The sequence below is a fragment of the Isoptericola sp. NPDC056573 genome (assembly GCF_042793335.1).
GTDB lineage: Bacteria > Actinomycetota > Actinomycetes > Actinomycetales > Cellulomonadaceae > Isoptericola.
In genome coordinates this window covers 74,195-99,442 of sequence record NZ_JBHTUY010000012.1, presented here as the reverse complement: position 1 = coordinate 99,442, position 25,248 = coordinate 74,195, and the positions used below count along the sequence as shown (strand labels likewise).

General features: G+C 75.0%; 22 protein-coding genes. 3 read left to right on the top strand and 19 right to left on the bottom strand.

All coding sequences use genetic code 11. The features are described 5' to 3' along the window. Nucleotides 1-7: 7 nt before the first annotated feature. From ACFQ8E_RS18815 to ACFQ8E_RS18795, 5 genes are read right to left on the bottom strand one after another with little or no spacing between them, the layout of a single operon-like run. The gene (locus tag ACFQ8E_RS18815; RefSeq protein WP_430552093.1) at nt 8-1,237 is read right to left on the bottom strand and encodes a hypothetical protein; all 1,230 of its coding nucleotides are present in this window, start codon (nt 1,235-1,237) and stop codon (nt 8-10) included. Continuing rightward, complete coding sequence (locus ACFQ8E_RS18810; protein WP_430552092.1) at nt 1,234-1,851, bottom strand: ATP/GTP-binding protein; 618 nt, start codon at nt 1,849-1,851, stop codon at nt 1,234-1,236. The genes ACFQ8E_RS18815 and ACFQ8E_RS18810 overlap by 4 nt, the downstream gene beginning before the upstream one ends. Then, nucleotides 1,832-2,182: a DUF742 domain-containing protein gene (locus ACFQ8E_RS18805; RefSeq protein ID WP_430552091.1), complete on the bottom strand. Its 351-nt coding sequence runs from the start codon at nt 2,180-2,182 to the stop codon at nt 1,832-1,834. Before ACFQ8E_RS18805 ends, ACFQ8E_RS18810 begins: the two co-directional genes overlap by 20 nt. After that, nucleotides 2,179-2,649: a roadblock/LC7 domain-containing protein gene (locus ACFQ8E_RS18800; RefSeq protein WP_430552090.1), complete on the bottom strand. Its 471-nt coding sequence runs from the start codon at nt 2,647-2,649 to the stop codon at nt 2,179-2,181. Before ACFQ8E_RS18800 ends, ACFQ8E_RS18805 begins: the two co-directional genes overlap by 4 nt. Beyond that, nucleotides 2,646-4,040, bottom strand: a complete 1,395-nt coding sequence (locus ACFQ8E_RS18795; protein WP_430552089.1) for an ATP-binding protein — start codon at nt 4,038-4,040, stop codon at nt 2,646-2,648. Before ACFQ8E_RS18795 ends, ACFQ8E_RS18800 begins: the two co-directional genes overlap by 4 nt. Before the next feature lie 190 nt (nt 4,041-4,230). On the opposite strand from ACFQ8E_RS18795, the gene ACFQ8E_RS18790 reads away from it, so the two are divergent. Then, a complete protein-coding gene (locus tag ACFQ8E_RS18790) occupies nt 4,231-6,477 on the top strand; it encodes a prolyl oligopeptidase family protein (RefSeq protein WP_430552088.1) in 2,247 nt (748 codons plus the stop codon). 39 nt (nt 6,478-6,516) lie between these two features. On the opposite strand, the gene ACFQ8E_RS18785 is transcribed toward ACFQ8E_RS18790, so the two are convergent. From ACFQ8E_RS18785 to ACFQ8E_RS18745, 9 genes are all read right to left on the bottom strand, one after another. Beyond that, on the bottom strand, nt 6,517-7,572 hold the full coding sequence (locus ACFQ8E_RS18785; RefSeq protein WP_430552108.1) for a Gfo/Idh/MocA family protein: 1,056 nt from the start codon (nt 7,570-7,572) through the stop codon (nt 6,517-6,519). Between the two features lie 32 nt (nt 7,573-7,604). Next, nucleotides 7,605-8,417: a ThuA domain-containing protein gene (locus ACFQ8E_RS18780; protein WP_430552087.1), complete on the bottom strand. Its 813-nt coding sequence runs from the start codon at nt 8,415-8,417 to the stop codon at nt 7,605-7,607. A gap of 73 nt (nt 8,418-8,490) precedes the next feature. After that, nucleotides 8,491-9,303 (bottom strand): carbohydrate ABC transporter permease, encoded by an 813-nt coding sequence (locus ACFQ8E_RS18775; protein WP_430552086.1) that lies wholly within the window; start codon nt 9,301-9,303, stop codon nt 8,491-8,493. 5 nt (nt 9,304-9,308) lie between these two features. Next, nucleotides 9,309-10,268 carry a carbohydrate ABC transporter permease gene (locus ACFQ8E_RS18770; RefSeq protein ID WP_430552085.1) on the bottom strand — a complete coding sequence of 320 codons (960 nt, stop codon included), beginning with the start codon at nt 10,266-10,268 and terminating at the stop codon, nt 9,309-9,311. Further along, nucleotides 10,265-11,515: an extracellular solute-binding protein gene (locus ACFQ8E_RS18765; RefSeq protein WP_430552084.1), complete on the bottom strand. Its 1,251-nt coding sequence runs from the start codon at nt 11,513-11,515 to the stop codon at nt 10,265-10,267. The genes ACFQ8E_RS18770 and ACFQ8E_RS18765 overlap by 4 nt, the downstream gene beginning before the upstream one ends. A gap of 96 nt (nt 11,516-11,611) precedes the next feature. Next, nucleotides 11,612-12,613, bottom strand: a complete 1,002-nt coding sequence (locus ACFQ8E_RS18760; protein WP_430552107.1) for a LacI family DNA-binding transcriptional regulator — start codon at nt 12,611-12,613, stop codon at nt 11,612-11,614. 151 nt (nt 12,614-12,764) lie between these two features. Next, the gene (locus ACFQ8E_RS18755; RefSeq protein WP_430552083.1) at nt 12,765-15,242 is read right to left on the bottom strand and encodes a glycoside hydrolase family 65 protein; all 2,478 of its coding nucleotides are present in this window, start codon (nt 15,240-15,242) and stop codon (nt 12,765-12,767) included. Continuing rightward, entirely contained in the window at nt 15,239-15,985 is a 747-nt protein-coding gene (locus ACFQ8E_RS18750; RefSeq protein ID WP_430552082.1) for an HAD family hydrolase, read from the bottom strand. The genes ACFQ8E_RS18755 and ACFQ8E_RS18750 overlap by 4 nt, the downstream gene beginning before the upstream one ends. A gap of 173 nt (nt 15,986-16,158) precedes the next feature. Further along, on the bottom strand, nt 16,159-17,208 hold the full coding sequence (locus tag ACFQ8E_RS18745; protein WP_430552081.1) for a hypothetical protein: 1,050 nt from the start codon (nt 17,206-17,208) through the stop codon (nt 16,159-16,161). A gap of 155 nt (nt 17,209-17,363) precedes the next feature. Here ACFQ8E_RS18745 and ACFQ8E_RS18740 point away from each other — a divergent pair, with 155 nt between their 5' ends. Continuing rightward, nucleotides 17,364-17,858 carry an ester cyclase gene (locus ACFQ8E_RS18740; protein ID WP_430552080.1) on the top strand — a complete coding sequence of 165 codons (495 nt, stop codon included), beginning with the start codon at nt 17,364-17,366 and terminating at the stop codon, nt 17,856-17,858. Between the two features lie 51 nt (nt 17,859-17,909). Next, nucleotides 17,910-18,722 (top strand): TrmH family RNA methyltransferase, encoded by an 813-nt coding sequence (locus tag ACFQ8E_RS18735; RefSeq protein WP_430552079.1) that lies wholly within the window; start codon nt 17,910-17,912, stop codon nt 18,720-18,722. A gap of 20 nt (nt 18,723-18,742) precedes the next feature. Here ACFQ8E_RS18735 and mnmA read toward each other — a convergent pair whose 3' ends face one another. From mnmA to moaC, 5 genes are all read right to left on the bottom strand, one after another. After that, a complete protein-coding gene (gene mnmA, locus ACFQ8E_RS18730) occupies nt 18,743-19,858 on the bottom strand; it encodes a tRNA 2-thiouridine(34) synthase MnmA (protein ID WP_430552078.1) in 1,116 nt (371 codons plus the stop codon). After that, nucleotides 19,855-21,093, bottom strand: coding sequence for a cysteine desulfurase family protein (locus tag ACFQ8E_RS18725; RefSeq protein WP_430552077.1), 1,239 nt, complete (start codon nt 21,091-21,093; stop codon nt 19,855-19,857). The genes mnmA and ACFQ8E_RS18725 overlap by 4 nt, the downstream gene beginning before the upstream one ends. A 206-nt stretch (nt 21,094-21,299) precedes the next feature. After that, entirely contained in the window at nt 21,300-23,555 is a 2,256-nt protein-coding gene (locus ACFQ8E_RS18720; protein ID WP_430552076.1) for a PhoX family protein, read from the bottom strand. 154 nt (nt 23,556-23,709) lie between these two features. Continuing rightward, nucleotides 23,710-24,741 carry a molybdenum cofactor biosynthesis protein MoaE gene (locus tag ACFQ8E_RS18715; protein WP_430552075.1) on the bottom strand — a complete coding sequence of 344 codons (1,032 nt, stop codon included), beginning with the start codon at nt 24,739-24,741 and terminating at the stop codon, nt 23,710-23,712. Then, nucleotides 24,738-25,208, bottom strand: a complete 471-nt coding sequence (moaC, locus tag ACFQ8E_RS18710) for a cyclic pyranopterin monophosphate synthase MoaC (protein WP_430552106.1) — start codon at nt 25,206-25,208, stop codon at nt 24,738-24,740. Before moaC ends, ACFQ8E_RS18715 begins: the two co-directional genes overlap by 4 nt. Nucleotides 25,209-25,248: the final 40 nt, after the last annotated feature.

Below are 25,248 nucleotides of genomic sequence, written 5' to 3'. Positions count from 1 at the left end.
CGGCCGGTCACCTGAAGCGCACGGGGAGCGCGCTCGGGTAGCGCACCCACGCGGAGCGCACGGGCACGACGTCGGCCGGCGCGACGGTCAGCTCCACGTCCGCGACCCGGGCGAGGAAGTGCCCCACGACCGTCCGGGTGATCAGCGGCGCCGTGCGGTGCGCCGGGCACGCGTGCGCGCCGGTCCCCCACGTGAGGTGGAAGCGCGCGTCGGCCTGCTCCCACGGGTCCGCGGCGCGGACGGTGCGGTCGGCGTTGGCCGCCGCCACCGCCGGCACGACGGCGTCGCCCGCCGCGATCGCCTGGCCGCCCAGCTCGCCGTCCGCGAGGGCGTAGCGCGGCCGCAGGTGCGGCAGCGGGGGCGCGTCCCGCGCCACCTCGTCGAGCGCGTCGTCGAGCGAGAGGCGGCCGCCGTGCAGACGGCCGGCGAACCCCGGGTCGGCGAGCAGCCGCTGCACCGCGGTCGCGATCCACGCGATCTCGGCGTCGTGCGCCGTGGCGAACACGAGCGCGACGGCGGCCATCACCTCGAGGTCGTTCTCGTGGGCGGGGTGGGCGAGCAGCGCGGACGTCAGGTCGTCGCTCGGCTCCGCGCGACGCCCGGCGACGAAGCCCGCGAGCAGGTCCTCCGCCTCGAGGGACGCCGGGTACGCGTCGTCGGTGCCGGAGCGCTGGGCGACGGTGAGCTCGTGCATCCGGCGGGCGTCCGCGAGCGTCATGCCGAGCAGGTCGGCCAGCACCCGCACCGGCACGTCGACGGCGTACTCCGCCACCAGGTCCGCCGTGCCGCGGGCGGCCAGGCGATCGAGCACCGAGGTGCAGGCGACGTCCGCCGTCCGCCGCACACGCTTGTCCTCCACGGCGTCGAGCGCGTCGGCCAGAGGCGTGCGCAGTCGCCGGTGCTCCGCACCGTCGCGGTCGTGGGCGCCGTCGCGGGAGGCGAGCAGGGCGCGGGCCGCCGAGCGCCGCCCGACGAGTCCCTCCGCCTCGTACCGCCAGTGTCGCGCGTCGCGGGAGAACATCGCCTCGTTGCGCAGGACGGCGGCGACCTCCGCGTGGCCGAGCGCGAGCCACGCGGGCACGCCCGGCTCGAGGTCGACGGGCGCGAGGGCCCCCCAGCGCGAGCGCAGCGCCTCGTACCGCGCCGCCGGGTCGGGCGCGCCGACCAGGTCGGCGAGCAGCGGCCGGTCGGCCACGTCCTCGAGGCGCACCACGCGCACCGCGCCGGTGAGGCTCATGCCGCGGCGCCCGCGCGGGCGAGGCGCACCGCGTGCGCGACGAGGGCCTGGAGCGCCTCGACGGCCTGCCGCCGTTCGCGCAGGTCGCCGGCGACGACGGGGGTGTCCGGCGGCAGGTCGAGCGCGGCGCGCACCGCGTCGGTGCCGTGCCGCGGCGCGTCCGGGAACTCGTTGACGACGACCGTGACCGGCAGCGCCGTGTGCTCCTCGAGCTGGTCCAGCACCTCGAAGCTCTCCTCCAGGCGGCGCGTGTCCACGACCACGAGCGCGCCGACCGCGCCGTCCGCCAGCCCCGCCCACAGGTCCCAGAAGCGCTTCTGCCCGGGCGTGCCGAACAGGTAGAGGGCCGTGGTGCCGCCCACCGTGACGCGCCCGAAGTCCATCGCGACCGTCGTCGTGCTCTTCTCCCCCAGCCGCGGGTCGACGCCGACGCTGGCCGCCGTGATCGTCTCCTCCGTGCTCAGCACGGGGATCTCGCTCACCGCGCCGATGAGCGTCGTCTTGCCGACGCCGTACGCGCCCACGACGAGCACCTTCACCGACCGCTCGACCGTGGGCGCCAGGTGCAGGGAGGCCGGGTCGACGGGCGGTGCCTCAGAACCGCCGGAGACCATCGAGGACCTCCTCCAGCAGGCCGACGCCCGGCAGGTCGTGATGCGCCGACGACCGGACCGCCAGGTAGCCGGCGTCGAGCAGGTCGGAGGCGAGGACGGCGACCAGGCTGGTGGGCAGGTGCAGGTACGCGGCGAGCTCGGCCAGGGCGAGCGTGCCGCGGCACGTCTCGAGCAGGGCGCGCTCGTGCCGCCCCGCGCCGACGGGCAGCTCACGGCCGTCGTCCACCGCGCACAGCAGCGTCTCGGGCCGCAGCGTGTTGCGGCTGGGGTGCGCGCGCCCGCCCGTGAGGACGTACGAGCGCACCGGGTGGTCGCGGTAGCCGCCCGTCATCGCGTCCCCTCCGCAGCGGGAACGGCGGGCACGCCGGCGGGCGTGGCGGCGGGGCGCAGGACGTCCGTGCCGAGCGTCCGCTCGCCGATCATCAGCACCTGGGCCTGCATCTGCTGGGCCACGAGCCCCGGGTCGACCGCCGCGTCGGTGACGACCGCCAGCCGCGAGCCGTCGCCCGCGCCGCGCACGAAGAGGAAGCCGCCGTCGAACTCGACGAGCACCTGCCGCAGCGCGTCGCCGGCGCCGAACTCCCGGCCCATGCTCATGCCGAGCGCCACGAGGCCGGCGCACGCCGCCGCGACCTTGTCGGCCGTGTCCGGCGGCGTGACGTCCGTGCGGACCTTCACCAGGCCGTCCGAGCTGAGCACGACGACGTGCCGCACGCCGCGCACCCCCGCGACGAGGTCGAGCATCCAGCTGTCCGGGTGCGCGGGCGCGGGGGTCGCGTCGGTGGTCGGGGTCGTCATGTGTCCTCCGAGGTCACGTCCGGCACGGCGGACGGCTGCTGGCTGGGATGGTCGGTGGTCGGGGTCCCGGCGGCGTCGTCGGGTGCGCCGGCGGAGGCGTCCCGGTCGGCGGAGAAGAACGCGCCGATCCACGCGCCGGCCTCCTCCGCCGTCTGTGCCGGGACCGCCGCGGTCGGGGCCGTCGGCGGCGCGCCGGGCACCGCGCGCTGGGTCCCCGTGGCGGGGCCGCGGCGCGAGCGCCGCTGCGGCAGGGTCGGGGCGCCGTCCGGCCCCGTCGTCCCGCCGCCGTGGGCCTCGGGCGCCGCCGGCCCGGGCCGCACCTCCGGGGCTGGCTGCTGCGGCCAGGGCTCGTCGACGCTCGGGGCGAGGGTGTCGGGCGCCGCGGCGGCCGCGGTGACGAGCTCGGCCGGCACCATGACCACGGCGCGCAGACCGCCGTACACGGACTCCGTGAGGTCCACGCGCAGGTCGAGGGCACGGGCGTACGAGCCCACGACCGCGAGGCCGGTCTGCGGCACCTCGCCGAGGTCGGCGATGCCGACGGGCCGCGCGCCGGACGCGACGGCGCGCACCCGCTCCAGCTCGCGGGCGGCCATCCCGACGCCGCAGTCGTCGACCTCGACGACCGCGCCCCGCTGCACCTGCCGGATCGCGACGAGCACCTGGGTGCTGGGGGGCGAGCACTGGGTGGCGTTGGCGAGCAGCTCGGCGAGGACGTGCACGACAGGCTCGACCGCGCGGCCGACCACGGCCAGCCCCGGGTCGCCGGACACCTCGACGCGCTGGAACGCCGTGATCCGGCCGGCGGCCGCGCGCACGACGTCCGGCAGGGCGAGCGGGTCGTCCCACGTCTGCCCGGGCCGCCGGCCGCACAGCGCGACGAGGTTCTGCGCCTGGCGCGCGTGCTGCGCGGCGGCGTGGTCGATCCGCATGGAGGTCTGCAGGACGTCCGGGTCGGCCGCGTGCCGCTGCACCATCCGCGCCGCCTCCTCCTGGATGCGGTGCGCCGACGCTTGCACCTTGCGCCCCAGGGCGACGACGGCGGTCTCCACGGCGGAGCGCTGGTCGTCGCGGGCCTCGCGGGTGCGCGCGAGCTCGGCCGTCGCGTCGTCCAGCGCACCGGCGGCGGCGGCGAGCTCCGCCGCGCGCGCGTCACGCTCCGTCCGCAGCACGGCGCGGTCGCGGTCCCCGCGCGCGACGGCGCGGGACAGCGCCACCACCGCGACGACGACGAGCAGCGCGGCGGCTCCGGACAGCGCCGCCGCCCCCTCGGGCGGGAGCCGGTCGCCGAGCACCGGCACCGCCGCGAGGCACAGGACGGCCGCGGCCGCGCAGAGCTGGGCCGGGACGCGCGCCGTCGCGCGCGAGCCGGCAGAGGTCGTCGTGCTCACCGCACCCCCGTGGGTGGAAGGGTCGGGTCCCGTCGGCGGTGACCGTGCCGCGCGAAAGCGGCTTTTTCCGCGAAACCCTTGGATCGTCCATAGCGGGATCAATGCCCTGACCAGGAGTTTCTACCACGGGCACCCCCCGGGTGAAAGGCACCGCCACCCCTCGGCGCGCCCGGCGGCTAGGGTGCCGGACATGACCGCCGAGCGACTCGAGCCCGCACCACCGTCAGCCCTGGACGCCGCACCGCCGACCCCGCTCGACCCGACCCGCCCGGACCCGTTCGCGTGGCTCGAGGAGGTCGAGGGCGCCGAGGCGCTGGCGTGGGTGCGCGGCCGCAACGACCACGCGCACGCGACCGTCGGAGGCGCCCCCGGCTTCGCCGCGACGGAGGCGGCGGTCCGCGAGGTGCTCGACTCCGACGAGCGCATCCCCGACGTCTCCCGGATCGGCGACCACCTGTACAACTTCTGGCGCGACGCGGAGCACGAGCGCGGGCTGTGGCGCCGCACCACCCTCGACTCGTACCGGACCGACTCCCCCGCCTGGGAGACGGTGCTCGACCTCGACGCCCTCGCCGCGGCGGAGGGCGAGAGCTGGGTGTGGCACGGCGCGTCGCTGCTGCGCCCGACGCCCGCGCAGCTCGCGGCGGGCGAGCCCTGGCGCCGCGCGCTGGTCGACCTCTCCCCCGGCGGCTCCGACGCGGACGTCACGCGCGAGTTCGACCTCGTCGACAAGCGGTTCGTCCCCGCCGCCGAGGGCGGGTTCGAGCGCGACACGTCGCGCGACGACGGTCGCACCGGCGCCAAGGGCGGCCTGGCGTGGGCCGACGAGGACACGGTGTACGTCTTCACCGACTTCGGCCCGGGCACGACGACGCCGTCCGGCTACCCGCGGACCGTGCGGCTGTGGCGGCGCGGGACGGCGCTCGACGACGCGCCGCTCGTGTACGAGGGCGCCGACGACGACATGTACATCTCCGCGCGCCGCTCGCGCACGCCCGGCTTCGAGCGCGACCTCGTGAGCCGCTCGATCGCCTTCTACCGGTCGGAGACGTTCCTCGTCGAGGCGGTCGGGACGCCCGAGCAGCGCCTGGTGAGGATCGAGGTGCCCGAGTCCGCCGAGGTCGGCTTCCACCGCGAGTGGCTGCTGGTGGAGCTGCGCGACGACTGGACGCCCGCGGCCACCACCTACGCCGCCGGGTCGTTGCTGGCCGCGCCCGCGGACGCGTTCCTCGCCGGCTCGCGCGACCTCACGGTCCTGTTCGCGCCCACGCCGTCGACGTCGCTGGTCGGTGCCTCGTGGACGCGCCACCACCTGGTCGTCAACGTGCTCGACGACGTGAAGAACGCCGTGCACGTGCTCACCCCGCCCGCCGGCACGTCCCTCGACGCGGCGGCCGGCGTGCCCTGGACCCGCTCGGAGCTCCCGCTCGGCGGCGGGCTGCTCACCGTCGGGGTGCGCGCCGTCGACCCCCTGGACGGCGACGACGTCTGGGTCACGACCACCGGGTACCTCACGCCGTCCACGCTCGCGCTGGCGACCGTCGCCGGTCCCGGCGCGGAGCCGGGCGAACCCGAGCCGCTGAAGGCCGCGCCGGCCTACTTCGACGCGGACGGCATGGTCGCGGTGCAGCACTTCGCCACCTCCGACGACGGCACCCGCGTGCCGTACTTCGTCGTGGGCCGCCAGGACCTGGTCGAGCCCGCCGACCCGACGACGCCGGGGACGGGGCTAGGCACCGCGCCCACGCTGCTGTACGGGTACGGCGGCTTCGAGATCCCGCTGCTGCCGGGCTACTCCGGCACGGTGGGGCGGGCGTGGCTCGCCCGCGGCGGCGTGTACGTCGTCGCGAACATCCGCGGCGGCGGCGAGTACGGCCCCGCGTGGCACCAGGCCGCGCTGCGCGAGCGCCGGCACAAGGCCTACGAGGACTTCGCCGCCGTCGCGCGCGACCTCGTGGCCCGCGGCATCACCACGCCCGAGCACCTCGGCGCGCAGGGCGGGTCCAACGGCGGCCTGCTGGCGGGGAACATGCTCACGCAGTACCCGGACCTGTTCGGCGCGGTCGTGGTGCAGGTGCCGCTGCTCGACATGTTGAGGTACTCCCACCTGCTCGCCGGCGCGTCGTGGGTGGCCGAGTACGGCGACCCCGACACCGAGGACTGGGAGTTCGTCCGCACTTTCTCGCCGTACCACCTGCTCGACGGCGACCGCAGCTACCCGCCGGTGCTGTTCACGACGTCGACGAAGGACGACCGCGTGCACCCCGGCCACGCGCGCAAGATGGCGGCGCTGATGCTGGCCGCGGGCGGGCAGGCCGGGCGGGACGTGACCTACTACGAGAACGTCGAGGGCGGCCACGGCGGCGCCGCCAACAACGCGCAGGCCGCGCACATGTCCGCCCTGGCCTGGACGTTCCTGCACGAGCGCCTGGCCTGACCGGCCGGTCCCGGCGGGCGAGCCCGCCGGGACCCGGCGTCAGGCCGGCCCGAGCGCCGCGCGCACGGACGTCCACGACGCGAGCTGCGCGCGCACGTCCTCCCGCGACTCCGTGGCCAGGGCCTCGGCGTAGGCACGCTCGAGCAGGTCGTCGACGAGGACCTTCGCGCCGGTGGCGGCCGACTCGACGGCCGCGGCCACCATGACGAGGCTGAGCACGTTCTCGTGCACCTCGCCCATGGGCGTGGGACCGCCGTCGAGCGCCGCCAGGAAGGTCGCCAGCGACCCGGCGATCCCGTCGCCGGGGTCCACGCCCTGCGCCGCGTCGTGCGGCCTGTCACTCGGCACCTCGACGACCGGCTCGTGGTCGCCGTCCCAGAGCGCGGTGCCGTCCCGCCCCGAGAGGCGCCAGGCCCCGTTCCACGACGTCTCCCGGCCGGGGCTGCACCAGCTGCCCGTGTAGGAGTAGCGGACGCCGCCCGTCATCTCGAAGACCGCGGTCGCCGCGGCGTCGCCGGCGTACCAGCTCCACGACGGGTTGAACTCCTCGCAGTACACCGAGACGGGCTCGGCGCCCAGCAGGAACCGGGCGGTGTCGAACGGGTGGATCGCCATGTCGAGCAGCAGCGGGTGCGCCATCGCGTCGCGGAACCCGCCGAAGCGGGGCGCCTTGAAGAACTCCGTGGTGAGCACCCCCAGGTCGCCCAGCGTGCGCGCCTGCTCCCGGAAGGCGAAGAGCTGCCGGTTGTAGCGGCGCGACTGGCTCACCACGAAGAGCTCCCCGGTCACCTCCGCGGCCGCGGCGAGCGAGAGCGCGCGCGGCACCGACTCGGCCACCGGCTTCTCGCCGAGCACGGGCAGCCCCGCGAACAGCGCGGCCGTGGTGACCGGGTGGTGCGCGGCCGGGACGGTGACGTTCACGACCGCGCGCGCCCCGGTCTCCCGGGCGAGGGCGACGGCGTCCGTCCCCACCGGGACGTCCGCCAGCCCGGCGTCAGCGAGCGCCCCGCGGGCCGCGTCGAGGTCGAGGTCGACGACGCCGGCCAGCTCCGCCCCCGGCTCGGCCCGGATGGCGGACAGCCACGCCCGGCCCATACCCCCGGCGCCGACGAGGACCAGCGGGGTGCTCACAGCCCGGCCTCCGCCGCGGCGGCACGAGCGTCGTCGTTCAGCGCGCCGCCGTAGCCCTGGCCGCGGTAGAAGTCCTCGGTCTCGTAGCGCAGCAGGGTGGGGGTGGTGCGCTCGGGGCGCAGGGTCACGGCCCACTCGACGGCGTTGGAGATGACCTTGCGGACCCCGACGTGGAAGTACGTCGGGTACTCCTGGTCGCCCGGGCGGAAGTAGAAGATCTTGCCGAAGCCGCGCCGGTACGTGATGCCGGAGCGGAAGACCTCGCCGCCGGAGAAGGTGCTGAGGAAGACGGTCTCGTCCGGGGCGGGGACGTCGAAGAACTCCCCGTACATCTCGTCCTCCTCGATGATCATCGGGTGCGGGATCCCCTGAGCGATGGGGTGGGTCGGGTCGACCGTCCACACCAGCTCCCGGTCGTGCTCGGCGCGCCAGCGCAGGGTGCAGGTGGTGCCCATGAGCTTCATGAAGATCTTCGACCAGTGGCCGGAGTGCAGGACGACGAGCCCCATGCCCTCGAGCACGTGGCGGTGCACCCGCTCGACGACCTCGTCGGAGACCTCGCCGTGCGCGGCGTGCCCCCACCAGGTGAGCACGTCGGTGTCGCGCAGCACCTCCTCGGTGAGCCCGTGCTCGGGGTCGTCGAGCGTCGCGGTGCGCACGCGCACGCCGGCGCCGAGGTGCTCCTCGATGCCCTGCGCGACGGCGCCGTGCATCCCGTCGGGGTAGCGGGCGGCGACGGACGGCTCGAGCTGCTCGTGGCGGTTCTCGCCCCAGACGGTGACGCGGATCGGTGCGGGGGTGGTGGTCATGAGGGTGCTCCGTTTCTCGGGGAGGGTTCTGCGGACAGGTTCTCGGGGAGGTGCCGGGGCGTGCCGCCGGGCCTCACTTGACGGCCCCGCCGGTGGCGCCGGCGGCGACGTACTTCTGCGCGACGACGAGGAGGACGATCGCGGGGACCGACGCGAGGACGGCGGTCGCCATCACCGCGCTCCAGTCGTTGACGTAGGCGCCGAGGTAGTTGTAGATGCCGAGCGTGACCGGCCGGACGTCCTCGGTGGTGGTCAGGGTCAGGGCGAACAGGAAGTCGCTCCAGGTGAACAGGAAGGTGAAGAGGCCCGCCGTGATGAGGGCGTTGCGGCTGATGGGCAGCACGACCGAGACGAACGCGCGGACCGGCCCGGCGCCGTCGACGAGGGCGGCCTCGACGACGGCCGGCGGCAGCGACTGCATGAAGGCGCGGCAGATGAGGATCGCGAACGGGATGCCCGCCGTCGAGTCCGCGAGGATCAGCCCGGGGATCGAGTTCAGCAGGCCGAGGTCGGCGTACGCGCCGTACAGGGCGTTGGCGATGACGATGCCCGGGATCATCTGGCTGATGAGGATGCCGAACAGGACCAGGCCGGCCCAGCGCAGCCGGAACTGGGCCAGCGCGTAGGCCGCCGGGACCGCGATCAGCAGGCTCAGGGCGACGCTGCCGACGGCGACCACGAGGCTCGTGACCAGGTTGGCGCCCTGGTCCGCGAGCGCCGTGCGGTAGCCGCTGAGGTCGGGCGACAGCGGCAGCCAGCCCGTGTCGACGGTCGCGCCGTTCGGCTGCAGCGACGCGTTGACCATCCAGTAGATCGGGAACAGCAGCACCGCGATGACGAGGATGCCCGCCGCGGTGTGGAGCCAGGGGTGTCGGACGGTGTTCATGGGCCTCACTCATCCACGGCGCGCCGGTTCAGGCGCAGATAGACGGCAGCGAAGATCAGCGAGATCACGATGAGGATGTTGCTCACCGCGGCCCCCTGACCGAAGTCGAAGGTGGCGAACGACAGCTGGTAGGACTGCGTGGCCAGCGTCTGGGTGGCGTTCGCGGGCCCGCCGCCCGTCAGCCCGAGGATGATGTCGAGCACCTTGAGCGTGTAGACGACGCCGAGCACCAGCACCACGGTGACGACCGGCCGCAGCATGGGCCACGTGATGTGCCGGAAGGCGCGCCAGCGGGTAGCGCCGTCGAGGGCGCCCGCCTCGTAGAGCTCGTCGGGGATGCCCTGCAGGCCGCCGTGCAGGATGACGGCGTTGAAGGGGATGCCGATCCAGACGTTGACGACGATGACGGTGACCAGGGCCAGCGAGGTGCTGCTCAGCCAGGGGACGCCCGTGTCCACGAGGCCGGTGCCGACGAGGACGCGGTTGAGGGCGCCGGACTCGGTGTCGAGGATCCACTTCCACACGGCGCTGGCGGCGATGAGCGGGATGAGCCAGGGCAGCAGGATCAGCGACCGCAGGAAGCCGGAGAGCGGGAACCGGCGGCGGAAGAACAGCGCGACCGCCAGGCCCAGCACGAACTGCCCGGCGATGGACCCCACGGTGAACAGGACCGTGTTGAGCAAGGCCGTGCGGAACAGCGGGCTGCCGACGACCTCGCGGTAGTTGTCGAGGCCGGCCCAGGGCGCCGCGCCCGTGAAGAAGGTCGAGATCGTGTAGTGCTGGAAGCCCATCACGACGTTCTGGACCACGGGGTACCCGTAGAACAGCAGCAGGTACAGCACCGCCGGGCCGAGGAACAGAAGCGTGACCAGGCGGCGGTTGCGGTGCCGGGCCCCGGGACGCCGGCCCGAGGCGGGCGCCGGCGCGAGCCGGGGCGGGGCGGCGGGGGTGGTCGTCGTCGTCATACGTACTCCTGGGCTTCCGCGAGGGCGTCCTGCGCCGAGGCCTGGCCGGAGACCGCGAGCTGGACGGCGGTGTACAGGGCGGTCGCCGTCGCCGGCCACTCGGCGCCGAGCTCGGCCGTGCGGGCGCGGGCCCCACGGACGAGCTCCGCGAACGCGGCCATCTCGGGACGGCGCTCGAGGAACGGCTCGATGAGGGCCGGCCTGCCGGGCACGGTGGAGCGCTCCGCCGCCATGGACACGAGGCTCTCGTCCGAGAGGAACTCCGTGAGGACCTGACCGGCGAGCCGCTCCTTGGCGCGGTCCCCGGTGGCGGGCACGCACCACACCTCGCCCCCGAGCGGGGCGACGGGACGCTGGCTGGCCGGGTCGCGCACCGGCAGGGTGACGACGTCGTACTCGAGGCCGTCGATCACCTCCAGCTCGGGGATCTGCCAGGGCCCGTTGACCATCATGGCGGCGCGCCCGGCGACGAACTGGTCCTTGACGTCCGCCTGGCTCCAGTTCAGCACCGACGTGGACGCGTGCCCGTCGGCGACCGTCCCGGCGAGCAGGTCGAGCCCGGCGGCGGCCTCCGGCGTGGCGATGCGCCGCTCGTCGGCGCCGTTCGACCAGAAGAACGGCAGGTACTGCCAGGTGCCCTCGTAGGTCGCGTTGCCGCAGAAGGCGAGGCCGTAGCGCGAGCCCCGGGTCAGCGCGGCCGCCGCCTCGCGGAGCTCGGCCCAGGTGGTCGGCGGCGCGACGCCCGCCTCGTCCAGGGCACGGACGTCGTAGAAGAGCGCGATGGTGTTCACCGTCGGGGCGAGCCCGTAGACCCGCCCGTCGTAGGTGCCCGCCGAGGTGACGCCCTCGGTGTACCCGTCGGTGGGCACGCCGACCTCGTCGAACGGGCGCAGGGCCGTGGTGGCGGCGATCTGCTGCAGGTCCGGGTTGTCGAGCATGAGGATGTCCGGCAGCGTCCCGGACGACCCCTGCTGGAGCACCCGCTGGATCAGCGAGTCGCCGGCGACGGAGACGCGCTCGAGCGTGACGCCGACCTTGGACGCCGCCGCGTCGAGCGCACCGCCGATCACGGTGCGGTCGGGGTCGTTGGTGTACGTGTCGAGGACTCGCAGCGTCCGCGGCGACGTCGCCGCCCCCTCGGCTCCGCACCCGGCCAGGAGCGCGGCCAGCGGCGCCAGCAGCCCGGCGGCGGTGACGGCCCGGCGCGAGACCGGGCGGTCCGGCCAGGCCGGTGCCCGGGTGGGCACCCCTCCGGTCGTCGTCGATGCGCATCGATGATGCATGAGTCTCCACCTTCCTCGTCATCGGTTCGGGTAGTGGTGCGGGTACGGGTGCCGGGAGGGCTAGCCCGCCGGTCGTGCGGTGCGCGTCGACGCGCGCCGCACCAGCGCCGCCGGCACGAGCTCCTGCTCGCGGCCGCGGGGCGTCTCGCCGTCGAGCAGGGCGAAGACACGCTCCATCACGCGCCGGGAGACGTCGCGCGGTTGCGGCGACGTGGCGGTGAGGCCGTACGGTGCGGCCTCGCTGTCGATGGCGAGGCCCACGACGTCGGCGTCCCGGCCGGGCACCCGGCCCCGGTCGGCCAGCGCGCGCAGCGTCTCGGGGATCGGGCTGGCGACCACGAGCCCGGGCACCCCGCCGGACGCGAGGGCGCCGTCGACCGCCCGCCGCACGTCCGCCTCGCCGGTCGGCCGGTGCCAGCGCAGCTCGACGCCGCGCTCCGCGGCCGTCGCGCGCGCCCCGCGCTCGAAGCGCGGCACGTAGTTGATGCCCTGCGCCGCGACGTCCGGCCGCCAGCCCAGCACGTCCACCGTCCGGTGCCCCAGGTCGGCCAGCTCGGCCACGAGCAGCCGGCCCGCCGCCTCGAAGTCGAAGTCGAGGCAGTCGAGGCCCTCGGCGTCGTCGGGGATCCCGATGAACACGACGGGCAGCGGCAGGCCCCGCGCCACGTCCACGCGGTCGTCGTGGGTGCCGACCTCCATGACGACGAGGGCGTCGCACAGCGAGCGGCCCGCGACGCGGCGCAGCCCGGCCGGGCCCTCGTCGGCGGTCACGAGGAGGACGTCATGGTCGCGACGCCGTGCCGCCAGCAGGATCTCCTCGACGAACATCATGAGCTGCCGCGCGCCGGCTTCCGGGTTGACGGGCACGACGACCGCGATGGTGCTCGTGCGGTGCCCCGCCAGGGCGCGCGCCCCGGCGTGCGGCTCGTAGGTCAGGCGATCGATGGCGTCCTGGACGCGCCGGCGGGTCTCCGGGGAGATCGGGCGCTTGCCGCTCATGACGTACGAGACGGTGCTCTGCGACACGCCGGCCTCACGCGCGACGTCGGCGCTCGTGGGCATCTTCGCCACCGGGCCCCCCGTCCGCGCCGTCGGTCATCGATGCGCATCGATGCGCATCGCCGACGAATGTACCGTCAGCGCCCGGGGCGTGACAAGCGTCACGCCCCGGGCCTGGTCCGCACCGGGTGCCGGCAGGCTCGACGAGCGATCGTCAGGAGTGCGGCACCGTCGCGGTGATGAGGGTGCCGTCGTCCCGGCGGTTGCCGGACAGCGCCCGCAGGCTGGGCCGGCCGGGCCGCACCGGGCCCTGGCCGTCGAGCGGGACGACGACGGGCTCGCCGGCGGTGACCGCCACCTGCTCGCCCCGCACCAGGACCTTCGCGCCGTCGCCCGTCTCGGCGACGAGCTCGAGCTCGTCGGGACGCACCGTGACGCGCAGCCGCGACCCGTGCCACTGCACGCGGAACGTCAGCGCCTCCCAGCCCTGCGGCAGGCGCGGGTCGAACGACAGCACGCCGTCGTGGTCCCGCATGCCGCCGAAGCCGAACGCGAGCGCCGACCAGGTGCCGCCCGCGGACGCCACGTGCACGCCGTCGGCCGCGTTGTCGTGCAGGTTCGCCAGGTCCACGAGGAGCGAGGACACGAAGTACTCGAGCGCGAGCTCGTGGTACCCGACCTCGGCCGCGACGATCGACTGCACCACGCCCGACAGCGTCGAGTCACCGGTGGTCAGCGGGTCGTAGTACTCGAAGTCGGCCAGCTTCTGCTCGGCCGAGAAGTGCTGCCCCTGCAGGAACAGCGCGAGCACCACGTCCGCCTGCTTGAGCACCTGGTACCGGTAGATCACGAGCGGGTGGTAGTGCAGCAGCAGCGGGCGCTTGGTCACCGGCGTCGCGGCCAGGTCCCAGATCTCCCGCTCGAGGAAGTGGGAGTCCTGGGGGTGGATGCCGATGCTGTCCGCGTACGGGATGGACATGTGGTCCGCGGCCCGGGTCCACTCGGTGGTCTCGTGCACGCCCAGGGACAGGCGGTCCGCGAGACGCTCGTAGTCCTCCGGGAACTCCTCGCGCATCGTCTCCACGACGAACGCCGCGGCACGCAGGTTGAACCGCGCCATGACGTTGGTGAACAGGTTGTCGTTCACCACGGTCGTGTACTCGTCGGGGCCGGTCACGCCGTGGATGTGGAAGTTGTCGTCGCCGTTGGCGCGCCAGAAGCCGAGGTCCTCCCACATGCGCGCCGTCTCGACGAGGACGTCCACCGCCTCGCGGCGCAGGAAGTCCGTGTCGCCCGTGGCGCGCACGTACTGCACCAGGGCGAAGCTGATGTCCGCGTCGATGTGGTACTGCGCGGTGCCGGCCGCGTAGTACGCCGACGCCTCCTCGCCGTTGATGGTGCGCCACGGGAACAGGGCGCCCTTCTGCGACAGCTCCTTGGCGCGGCGTCGTGCGGCGTCGAGCATCTGGTAGCGGAACCGCAGCGCGTTGCGGGCGTACCGCGGGCTCGTGTAGGTGAGGAACGGGAGCACGTAGATCTCGGTGTCCCAGAAGTAGTGCCCCGAGTACCCGCTGCCGGTCAGGCCCTTGGCAGGGACGCCGGACCCCTCGGCCCGCGCGGTCGCCTGGGCGAGCTGGAACAGGTTCCACCGCACCGCCTGCTGGATCTCCGGGCGGCCCGAGATCTCGACGTCCGACCGCGCCCAGAAGTCGTCCAGCCAGGTGCGCTGGTGGGTGAACTGCTCCTCGATGCCGCCGGCGCGCACCCGGTCCAGGGTGCGCCGGCACCGGTCGACGAGCTCGCGCGTCGGGACGCCGCGGGACGTGTGGTACGTGACGACCTTGGTGAGGCGGATCGTGTGCCCCGCCTTCGCGTCGACGCGGAACACGTGCTTCGCGAGGTCGTCGTCCACCTGCGTGCGCACGTCCCAGTCGTCCACGGTCTCGAGGCGGTGGTCCGCCGCGACGGCGAGCGTCATGCCCGAGTTCGTGGACCGGTAGGACAGCACGAGCCGCTCGTCGTCGCCCCAGCGCGTCTGCGGCTGCAGCACCCGGCCGGCGAACGCCTCCGCCTTGCGCGGGTCGAAGCCCTCCCCCAGCGACGCGGCGGGCACGTGGTACTCGTCCTGGCCGTCCTGCCGGTTGAGGATCTGCGACGAGATGGCCACGGGTCCGTCGGCGTCCAGCAGCGTGACCTCGAACGTCATGACGCCCAGGTGCCGCTCGACGAACGACACCATGCGCTGCGAGGCCACCTTGACCCGCTTGCCCGACGGCGTGCGCCACAGGATCTCGCGCCGCAGCACGCCGTCGCGCATGTCGAGCGCGCGCTCGTAGTCGACGAGGTCCGCGACCGGCAGCAGCAGCGGCTCGTCGTCCACGTACAGCCGGATCACCTTGGTGTCCGGCGCGTTGACGATGGTCTGGCCCACCTTGGCGAAGCCGTACGCCTCCTCGGCGTGCCGGATGGGCCACGTCTCGTGGAAGCCGTTGACGAACGTGCCGTGCGAGTGGGACTCGCGGCCCTCCTCGACGTTGCCGCGCATCCCGAGGTAGCCGTTCCCCACCGCGAAGAGGGACTCGGTGACACCGAGGTCCTCCGCGGAGAACTCGGCCTCCACGAGGCGCCACGGCTCGGCGGGGAAACGCAGGTGGTCCACGGACCGCTGCTCGTCGGCGGTGCGGCGGATCATGCCCGCCCCTCCTGCCGGTCGGCGGGCGCGTCCAGGATCGAGGCGTCCAGCTCGCCCAGGTCGGCGACCACGCGGTCCGCGCCGTGCGCGGCGAGGGCGCGGGCCCCGACGCCGCGGTCGACGCCGAGCACCAGGCCGAACGGCCCGGCCGCGCCGGCCTGCACGCCCGACAGGGCGTCCTCGACGACGACCGCCTCCGCGGCCGGGACGCCGAGCAGCTCGGCGGCCCGCAGGTACGTGTCGGGCGCGGGCTTGCCCGCCAGGTGCTCGCGCGCGGCGACGTTGCCGTCCACGACGACCCCGAACCGCTCGGTCAGCCCCGCCGCGGCGAGCACGGCGGGCGTGTTGCGCGACGAGGACACGACGGCGACCTGCGCGCCCGCGGCGGTCACGGCGTCGAGGAAGCGCACCGAGCCCGGGTACGGGGCGATGCCCTCCTCGTCGAACATGCGGTTGACGATCGCGTCCTTGCGGTTGCCGAGGGCGCTCACGGTGTCCTCCCCGGGCGCGTCGTCGGCGGTGCCGCGCGGCAGCTCGACGCCGCGCGACGCGAGGAACGTCGCCACGCCGTCGTAGCGCGGCTTGCCGTCGATGTGCGCGAAGTAGTCCGCGGACGTGTACGGCGCGAGGCCGCGGGCCTCGCACCACGGCGCGAACAGGCGCTCCCACGCCCGCATGTGCACCTCGGCGGTCGGGGTGAGCACGCCGTCGAGGTCGAACAGCACGGCTCGGAGGCTGGTCACGGGAGTCCTTCGCGGGTCGGGGTCGGGTCGGGCACCGTGCCCCCTGCGGGCCGACGCCGAGGTTCAGCCTACGCAGTCACCGGGGTGCACCGGGAGCACGCGCCGCGCCTCGGTGAGATCTTCGCGGATCGGTCGCTCGACCGCCCCCGATCCGTCCCGCACGCAGGGCCGGCTCAGGACGCCGCGCGCTCCGCGAGCGCCTCCGCCACCCGCCCGAGGTTCGCCAGCTCCGCGCGATGGGTGTCGACGTCGGCGAGGCTCCGTCGGGGCGCCGCGAGCAGCGTCACGTCGGCCAGCCCGGCCGCGGGCAGCCCGATGCGGCGCCACGGCTCGGCGACCAGGCGGACCAGCTCGCCGAGCTGCGGCCCGGAGCACTGCGAGACGGTGGCGGGCGGCAGCCCGGCCCACAGGCCCATGCCCCGCTCGGTGGCGCGGGCGAGCAGCTCCCAGGCGCGCTCGTTCCAGCCCGCCGACTCCCCCGCGCCACCGACGTCGGCGAGGTCCAGCCCGACGGCGTCCGCCCCCGCGAGCGCGACGGGCGGCACGCCCACCCAGGTGGCGCCGAGGTGCACGACGACGCGGGCGCCGGCGTCGTGGGCGGCGTCGACGACGGGCCGCAGCCCCTCGACGACGTCGGGCCCGGGCACGGCCCGGAGCCGGGAGTAGCCGGAGAAGCTGGGCAGCACGCCCGCGTGCACCTGTCCCAGCAGCGGCTCGGTGAGCTGCACGACCGGCGTCGCGCCGGGGACCTGGGCCCGCACCTCCGCCAGGTGCCGGCGCACGGCCTCGGCCAGCCCGAGCGACAGGTCGCGGCGGGCGCCGACGTCGGCGAGCACCCGGTCGCCGCGCGCGGACCACAGCTGCGCGGCGAGGGTCCACGGGCCCGTGAGCTCGACGGCGAGCGGGCCGTCGTGGCCGACGGCCGCGACCGCAAGCGCGGACAGGTCCTCCCGCAGCAGGGACTCCGCGCGGCGCAGGTCGGCGCCGGGGTGGTCGGTGAGCTTCCAGCCGTGCGGGCCCAGCTCGACCGGCATCTCCGCCAGCAGCGACGCCGTCCGACCGACGGCGTCGGCCCCCGGCCCGCGACCGGTGAGCTGGGCGAGGAACGGCACAGGATCGACCCCGGTGGGCGACGACGCCAGGTCGTCGAGCACGGTCTGCTGCGCCACGAGCTCGTCGCGCACGCCGCCGGGCCAGGGTCCGTGCCCGGAGACCGCGGTCACGCGTCCGCCCCCGCCCCGGCCGGTCGTCCGTCCACGACGTCCACCACGCTGTCACCCGATGTCACCCGATGTCACCTCTCCCACCCCGTCATGCAGCGGCCCACCGCCGCTCTCGAAGGGTAGGAGCACGGTAACGGTCCGACGAAGGAGTCCCGATGTCCGTCATCCTCGACCAGGCGCCCGCCGCACCCGCGGGCCGGGCCTCCGCGTCACCGCTCGCGCAACCCGCGGGCGGGTCACGGGCCGTGCTGTCCACCCCGCGGGCGGTCGCGACGCGCGTGCACGCCAACGCGATGCCGTCGGGCGCGGAGGCGGTGCTGCGACGCCAGCTCGCGCCCGGCTTCCGCAACCACGACGTGCTGCCGGGCTGCGCCGGCGGGCCCGACGCGCTGGTGGCGACCATGCACTGGTTCCACGACGCCTTCGACGAGCAGCGGGTCGAGGTGCTGCACGCCGTCACGGAGGGTGACCTGGTGGCCCTGCACGTCGCGTTCAGCGCCCTGCACTCGGGGTTCTTCCTCGGCGTCGCGCCGTCGCACCGGCGCTTCACCGTGCGCGAGATGCACCTGGTCCGCGTCGCCGACGGGCTCGAGGCCGAGCACTGGGTGATGCGCGACCAGGTGTGGTGGGAGCACGAGCTGCGCCGCTGACCGGAGCCGCCGCACGTCGGGCCGTCCGGCTACCCGTGGGAGACTGCGCCCATGCGGATCACCGTGCGCAACGCCCGTTTCCAGCAGCTGCAGACGCTGCTCACGAACCGCACCAAGCGGGGCCGCGCCGGGGAGTTCCTGGTGCAGGGCGTGCGCCCGATCACGATGGCCGTCGAGCACGGCTGGCAGGTGCGCACGCTGCTGCACGAGACGGACCGCCGGCTGTCGTCGTGGGCCCAGGAGATGCTGCAGGCGACGGGCGCCGAGACGATCGCGATGTCTCCCGACCTGCTCGCCGAGCTCGCCGAGAAGGACGAGGGCGCCAGCGAGCTGCTGGCGGTCGTCGCGATGCCGGACGACGACCTGGCGCGAGTCCCGGTCGGGCCGGCGTTCCTGGGCGTCGTCTTCGACCGGCCCACCCAGCCGGGCAACATCGGCGCGGTGGTGCGCTCCGCCGACGCGTTCGGCGCCGACGGGCTCGTCGTCACCGGCCACGCCGCCGACCCGTACGACCCGAAGGCCGTGCGCGCGACGACCGGCTCCCTGTTCGCGCTGCCCGTGGTGCGGGCGGCCTCGCACGGCGAGGTCATGGACTGGGTGGGTGCGCACCGCGCCGCCGGGCGCCCGGTGACCGTCGTCGCGACCGACGAGGACGGCGACGCCGCCCCCGCCGACGTCGACCTCACCGGCCCCGTCCTGCTCGCCGTCGGCAACGAGACGGCCGGGCTGTCGAGGGGGTGGCGCGAGGCCGCCGACGTCACCGTCGCGATCCCCATGGCCGGTTCGGCCAGCTCGCTCAACGCCTCGAACGCCGCCTCGATCGTGCTGTACGAGGCGCACCGGCAGCGGCTCGCCCGGGGCTGACCCTCCGGCCGGGCGCCGCGTCAGCCGCGCCAGGCCCGCGCGACCGTGCCCTGGCCGAGCACGCGCGTGCCGCGGTACACGACCAGCGACTGCCCGGCGGCGACCCCGCGCAGCGGGCGGCCCGTCAGCTCCACGTCGATCCCGGTCGTGCCGTCGGCGGCGGTCGTCGTGCGCACCCGCGCGGGGACCGGCGCGCCGTGGGCGCGGACCTGCACCTCGACGTCGTCGACCCAGGCGGTGGGCGGCGGGGCGAGCCAGACGGCCTTCCCGGCGGCGACCCGGTCCACGCTCAGCAGCTCGGCCGGGCCCACGACGACGGTGTTGGTCGACGTCTGCACGTCCACGACGTACCGCGCGCGCCCGTCGGCGGCGGGGGTGCCGAGTCCGAGCCCCTTGCGCTGGCCGACCGTGAACGCGTACGCGCCGTCGTGCTCCCCGACGACGGCGCCGTCGGTGTCCACGACCTGCCCCGGGCGCGAGCCGAGCCGGTCGCGCAGGAAACCGCGGGTGTCGCCGTCGGCCACGAAGCAGATGTCGTAGGAGTCGGGCTTGGCGCTCACGGACAGGCCGCGGCGCTCGGCCTCCGCGCGCACCTCGGCCTTGGAGGCGAAGCCGCCGAGCGGGAACATCGCGCGCGCCAGCCGGTCCGGGCCCATCACCGCCAGCACGTACGACTGGTCCTTCTCGTCGTTCGGCGACCGGTGCAGCTCGCGGGTCACCGTGCCGTCGGGGGCCTCGTGCGTCACGACCCGCGCGTAGTGGCCGGTGGCGACGGCGTCGAACCCGAGGGCCGTGGCTTTGTCGAGCAGGGCCTCGAACTTGATGTGCTCGTTGCAGCGCACGCACGGGTTCGGGGTGCGGCCCGCCTCGTACTCCGACAGGAAGTCCGCGACGACCGTCTCCTCGAACCGCTCGGACAGGTCCCACACGTAGTACGGGATGCCGAGCACGTCCGCGGCCCGGCGCGCGTCGCCGGCGTCCTCGATGGAGCAGCAGCCGCGCGAGCCCGTGCGGAACTGGTCGCGGTTGCGGCTCAGCGCCATGTGCACGCCGACGACCTCGTGGCCCGCCTCCACGGCGAGCGCCGCGGCGACGGCCGAGTCCACGCCGCCCGACATGGCGGCCAGCACCCTCATGCCGTGCCCCCCGCGCCGGCCGGCGCGGAGACCAGCCCGGCCGCGCGCGCCCGCTGGACCACCTGGGGCAGCGCGGCGACGAGGCGCTCGACGTCGTCGGCGGTCGACGTCGCGCCGAGCGAGAAGCGCAGGGCGCCGCGCGCGTCGAGCTCCGGCACGCCCATCGCGAGCAGCACGTGCGACGGCTGCGGCACGCCCGCCTGGCAGGCGGACCCGGTGGAGGCCTGCACGCCCGCGGAGTCCAGCAGGTAGAACAGCGAGTCGCCCTCGGCGCCGGGGAAGGTGAAGTGCGCGTTGCCGGGCAGCCGGGCGGCGGCGCCGTCGTCCGAGCCCGGGTCGGGCCCGCGGAGCACCGCCTCCGGGTCCGCGGCGCGCACGCCGGCGACGAGCCGGTCGCGCAGGGCGCTCAGGGCCGCGGCGCGCTCGTGCCGCGCGGCGACGGTCTCCGCCAGCGCGACGGCGAACGACCGGATCCCGGGCACGTCGAGGGTGCCGGAGCGCACCCCGCGCTCCTGGCCCCCGCCGTGCAGCACCGCCTCGAGCGGCAGGTCGCGGCGGGCGAACAGCGCGCCCACGCCGAGCGGGCCGCCCAGCTTGTGCGCGGTCACCGTCATGGCGTCCACGCCGGAGGCCGCGAAGTCGACCTCGACCTGGCCCACGGCCTGCACCGCGTCCGTGTGCACGGGCACCCCGTGCTGGTGCGCGAGCCGGACGACGTCGCGCACCGGCTGCAGCGTGCCCACCTCGTTGTTGGCCCACATCACCGAGACGAGCGCGACCTCGTCGCCGTGCTCCGTCAGCTCGGCGCGCAGGGCCGCGAGGTCCACGCGGCCGTCGCCGTCCACCGGCAGCAGGACGATCTCCGCGCCCGCGTGCCCCGCGAGCCAGAACGCCGGGTCGAGCACCGCGTGGTGCTCGACGGCGGAGACCAGCACGCGGGTGCGGCGCGCGTCGGTGCGGCGCCGGCCCCAGAAGATCCCCTTGATGGCGAGGTTGTCGGACTCCGTGCCGCCGCCGGTGAAGATCACCTCGCTGGGCCGGGCGCCCAGCGACGCCGCGACGGACTCGCGCGACTCCTCGACGGCCCGGCGGGCCGCCCGCCCCGCGGAGTGCAGCGAGCTCGCGTTGCCGGTCCGGCCGGCCTCCGCGACGTACGCCTCGAGCGCCGCCCGCGACATGGGGGTCGTGGCGGCGTGGTCGAGGTAGGCGCCCGCGGGAGCCTCGGGGGTGGTCACGGTCCCCCAGTCTACGAACTGTTCCCCCGGGCTCCGCGAGGGGGCCCGAGTCACCACGAGGTGGTCCGCACGTGCCGAGGTGGTCCGTGCCCCCGCGAGGTAGCTCGAGAACCCGCGAGGTAGTCCAGCTCTCGCCGAGGTAGTGGTCTGGTCCACTACCTCGGCGAGACCGGAACTACCTCGGCGAGACCGGAACTACCTCGCGGTCAGCGGTGGCGGGGCCAGGGGAACGGGCCGGGGCCGTCCCAGCCGTCGCCCTTGCCGTTCCCGTGACCGGTGCCGTTCCCGTGACCGTTGCCGTTGCCGTGGCCGTTGCCCGGGTGCTCGCCGCGGCCGGCCTTGTAGACCTGGATCGTGGACGGCCGCGGGCCGCGCCACGCGCCGGCCGGAGCCCGCTCCCCCTCGGCGAGGTAGTCCGGGAAGTAGGAGTTCTGGGCGGCGGTGCTGCCGTTCTCGCCCGGGTGCTGGACGTTGACGTAGACCATCGCGTCGCGGGAGTCCACGACCGGCCCGCACGTCTCGGCCTCTCGCGGCACCGACAGGAACTGCTCGACGCGGCCCCGCTGGCGTCCGGTGAGCGTGACCTTGAACAGCCCGTCGCACTTCTGGATCGTCGACGGCGCGCCGTCGGTGGAGATCCACAGGTTGCCCTCGGCGTCGAACGCGAGGTTGTCCGGGCACGAGATGGGGGACACCTTGTCGGCGGGGAAGCCGGAGAAGTACGTCGAGTCGTTCACGGACGGGTCGCCCGCGACGAGCAGCAGGTTCCACGTGAACGTGGTGGCGGTCTGGTCGCCGCGGTCCTCGATGATCTCCACGACGTGGCCGTCGCGGTTGGTGGTGCGCGGGTTGGGCTCGGTGGCGCCCTCCTTGCCCTCCTTGCCGCGGTCGGTGTTGTTGGTGCACGCCACGTAGATGCGGCCGGTGAGCGGGTTGGGCTCCACGTCCTCCGGGCGGTCCATCTTGGTGGCGCCGACGGCGTCCGCGGCCAGCCGCGTGAAGACGAGCACCTCCTCCGTGGTCATGCCCGGCACCTGCGACTCGCCGTCCTTGACCAGCGCCACCCACTCGCCCGTGCCGTCGAAGGCGCCGTCGGACGGGACCGCGCCCGTGCCGTCGATCTCGGACGCCGGGGAGTCGCCCCGGAACCGCGCGACGTACAGGTCGCCCTCGGAGAGCAGGGTCTTGTTGTGCCGGCGCGCCCCGCGGCTGCTGCCCTCGCGGAAGCGGTTCTTCGACACGAACTTGTACACGTAGTCGAAGCGCTCGTCGTCGCCCATGTACGCCACGGCGTGGCCGCGCTTCGACAGGATGACGTTGGCTCCCTCGTGCTTGAAGCGGCCCATCGCCGTGTGCTTCACCGGCGCCTCGTCGGGCTCGTACGGGTCCACCTCGACGATCCAGCCGAAGCGGTGGCTCTCGTACTCGTAGCCGGGGTTGCGACCGTCGAACCGCGGGTCGTCGAGCTCCCAGCCGTAGCTGGTCGCCTTGTCGGCCAGGCCGTACCGCGCGTCCCGCGGGTCCTTGCCGCTGACGCGGAAGTTCGCGTTGTAGTTCTCCTCGCCGGAGACGACGGTGCCCCACGGCGTGGTGCCGCCCGCGCAGTTGTTGAGGGTGCCGCGCACCCGGGTGCCGCTCGGGTCCTCGACCGTCTTCATCAGGTAGGAGCCTGCCGCCGGGCCGTCCACCCGGAACTCGGTCTCCACCGTGATGCGGCGGTTGTAGCGGCTGATCCGCGAGTACGTCCACGGCGAGCCCTCGCGGTCGCGACGCACCTCGACGACCGACAGCCCCCAGGCGGCGCGCTCGATCGCGCGCCGCGTGGCCGCGTCGTACGACGCGTCGAACATGATCCCGGCGTTGGTGTACTCGTGGTTGCTCACGAGCAGCCCGCGCGTGCCGCGCTTCGTCTTGCCGCCGCGGGGGCGGACGTCGTCCGGGTCGGCCGGCAGGATGTCGAGGTAGTCGACGTTGTAGCCGAACTGCTTGGCCTGCTGCTCCGGCGTCTGGTTCGCCGCGTCGAACGCGCGGCCGCCGGGCAGGATCGGGTCGCCCCAGCGGATGATCGGCGACCACTCGTACCCCTCGGGCACGACGAAGGCGTCCACGCCGGCGTCCTGGGGCGCGATGGCGCCGAAGGCCAGGCCCTTGCCGGAGCCGCGGCCCGCGGCAGCTCCGGAAGACGTGACGGCGCCCGCGCCTGGCGCGCCGGCGACCTGCGCGCCGACGACGACGGTGGCGGCCGCGGCGGCGAGGCCGCCGAGCATGACGCGGCGGGACAGGGCCCGCGCCGCGACGTCGCGGAAGTACTCGTTGGCGGACTCGTTGGGCGCGGGGTGCGAGCACGCGTCGGCGCACTTGAGCCGGCACGTGACCGCGCTGCGCTTGCCGCGGGCGTAGTGGGGGGTGTGAGGCGTGGCCGCGAGCTCCAGCAGCGGGCGCGACTCGGGGGCGATCGTCATCGGTGGCACTCCTGAGATAGGGCGGTGACGGGACCGGGGGTGACGAGCCCGACGGTAGGGAGCACCGATGGCGTCACGTCGTCGTGACACCGACCCTCAGGTGAACAGCAGGTGACCTGCTGGCTCGTCGCCGTCGCGGCCTCTCCGCGACCAGTCAGCCGAGCGAGGCGACCCACTCCGACGTGCCGTCGTCGAAGCCCTGCTCCTTCCAGATCGGCACCTCGGCCTTGAGCTCCTCGACCAGGTCCGACGCGGCGGTGAACGCCGCCTGGCGGTGCCCCGCGGCCACGGCCGCCACCACCGCGACGTCGCCGATCCTCAGGTCGCCCGTGCGGTGCACGACGGCGACGCGGACGCGGTCCCCCGTCGCCGCGGCCGTGCGGTGCGCGACGCGCTCCGCCACCGTCCGCAGCACCGTCGCGGCGTCCGGGTGCGCCTCGTAGTGCAGGTGCGCGACGCCGCGACCGCCGTCGTGGTCACGGACGTACCCGGTGAACGTCGCCACCGCGCCGCACGCGTCGTCGCGCACCAGCGCGCTCAGCTCCGCGAGCAGCGGGTCCAGGGGCGCGTCGACGACGTCGGCGCGCAGCACGGCGACATCCGCGGGCGCGTCAGGCTCCTGGCCCACCGGCGTGGGATGGTCGCCGCCCGCGAGCTGGTCGACGGCGTGGGTGAGCACCTCGGCGAGCGCGTCGAGGCCGTCGGTCACGCCGCCGACGGAGCCGGGCAGGTTGACGACCAGCGTGCGGCCGGCCACCCCGGCCACGCCGCGGGACAGGGCCGCGGCCGGGACGGCCCGCTTCGTGGGATCGGTGGGCGCGAGCGAGCGCGCGCGGACGAGCTCGGCGATCCCCGGCACCTCGCGGTCCAGCACGGCGCGCGTCGCCTCGGGGGTGCGGTCGCGCGGGCCGAGCCCGGTGCCCCCGCTGGTGACGATCAGGTGCGGCACGTCGTCGGGGGCGGCGACCAGCAGGTCGGCCAGCGCCTCCCGCACGGGATCGCCGTCGGGCACGACGACGGGCGGCGACGTGCACCAGCCGCGCGCCGCGAACCACGCGACGGCCGCCGGGCCCGACCGGTCCTCGTACTCCCCCGCCGCGGCCCGGTCAGAGGCGACGACGACGGCGACGCGGCGCTCGGGGTGCCCGCCGCCGCGCCCCTCGTGGTGCTCGCGCGTGCCGGTCATGCGTCCTGCCCGTGCGTCTCGGAGGACGTCGCCGGGCGCGACCAGTCGCCGGACTTGCCGCCCGACTTGGCCACCACCTGCACGTCCGTGAGCACGGCCGCCTTGTCGACCGCCTTGATCATGTCGTAGAGCGTCAGCCCGGCGACGGTGACCGCCGTGAGCGCCTCCATCTCGACGCCGGTGCGGCCGGTGGTGCGCACGGTCGCGGTGATCGCCACCGTGCCGGAGCCGTCGGAGGCGGGCACGACGTCGATCTCCACGCCGGAGATCGGCAGCGGGTGGCACAGCGGCACGAGGTCCGGGGTGCGCTTCGCGCCCAGGATCCCCGCGATGCGGGCGGTGGTGATCGCCTCGCCCTTCGGCAGGTCGCCCGACGCGATCCGCGCGACGACGTCGGCCCGCGTGCGCAGCACCCCGGTCGCAGTGGCCTCGCGCTTCGTCACGTCCTTGGCGGAGACGTCGACCATGTGCGCCGCGCCGTCGGCACGGTAGTGGGTCAGGCCCCGC

Excerpts from the sequence above, each read along its gene's own strand:
- ACFQ8E_RS18815 (WP_430552093.1), bottom strand. The coding sequence starts at position 1,237 with ATGAGCCTCACCGGCGCGGTGCGCGTGGTGCGCCTCGAGGACGTGGCC.
- ACFQ8E_RS18810 (WP_430552092.1), bottom strand. The coding sequence starts at position 1,851 with ATGGTCTCCGGCGGTTCTGAGGCACCGCCCGTCGACCCGGCCTCCCTG.
- ACFQ8E_RS18805 (WP_430552091.1), bottom strand. The coding sequence starts at position 2,182 with ATGACGGGCGGCTACCGCGACCACCCGGTGCGCTCGTACGTCCTCACG.
- ACFQ8E_RS18800 (WP_430552090.1), bottom strand. The coding sequence starts at position 2,649 with ATGACGACCCCGACCACCGACGCGACCCCCGCGCCCGCGCACCCGGAC.
- ACFQ8E_RS18790 (WP_430552088.1), top strand. The coding sequence starts at position 4,231 with ATGACCGCCGAGCGACTCGAGCCCGCACCACCGTCAGCCCTGGACGCC.
- ACFQ8E_RS18785 (WP_430552108.1), bottom strand. The coding sequence starts at position 7,572 with ATGGGCCGGGCGTGGCTGTCCGCCATCCGGGCCGAGCCGGGGGCGGAG.
- ACFQ8E_RS18780 (WP_430552087.1), bottom strand. The coding sequence starts at position 8,417 with ATGACCACCACCCCCGCACCGATCCGCGTCACCGTCTGGGGCGAGAAC.
- ACFQ8E_RS18775 (WP_430552086.1), bottom strand. The coding sequence starts at position 9,303 with ATGAACACCGTCCGACACCCCTGGCTCCACACCGCGGCGGGCATCCTC.
- ACFQ8E_RS18770 (WP_430552085.1), bottom strand. The coding sequence starts at position 10,268 with ATGACGACGACGACCACCCCCGCCGCCCCGCCCCGGCTCGCGCCGGCG.
- ACFQ8E_RS18760 (WP_430552107.1), bottom strand. The coding sequence starts at position 12,613 with ATGCCCACGAGCGCCGACGTCGCGCGTGAGGCCGGCGTGTCGCAGAGC.
- ACFQ8E_RS18755 (WP_430552083.1), bottom strand. The coding sequence starts at position 15,242 with ATGATCCGCCGCACCGCCGACGAGCAGCGGTCCGTGGACCACCTGCGT.
- ACFQ8E_RS18740 (WP_430552080.1), top strand. The coding sequence starts at position 17,364 with ATGTCCGTCATCCTCGACCAGGCGCCCGCCGCACCCGCGGGCCGGGCC.
- ACFQ8E_RS18735 (WP_430552079.1), top strand. The coding sequence starts at position 17,910 with ATGCGGATCACCGTGCGCAACGCCCGTTTCCAGCAGCTGCAGACGCTG.
- mnmA (WP_430552078.1), bottom strand. The coding sequence starts at position 19,858 with ATGAGGGTGCTGGCCGCCATGTCGGGCGGCGTGGACTCGGCCGTCGCC.
- ACFQ8E_RS18720 (WP_430552076.1), bottom strand. The coding sequence starts at position 23,555 with ATGACGATCGCCCCCGAGTCGCGCCCGCTGCTGGAGCTCGCGGCCACG.
- ACFQ8E_RS18715 (WP_430552075.1), bottom strand. The coding sequence starts at position 24,741 with ATGACCGGCACGCGCGAGCACCACGAGGGGCGCGGCGGCGGGCACCCC.
- moaC (WP_430552106.1), bottom strand. The coding sequence starts at position 25,208 with ATGGTCGACGTCTCCGCCAAGGACGTGACGAAGCGCGAGGCCACTGCG.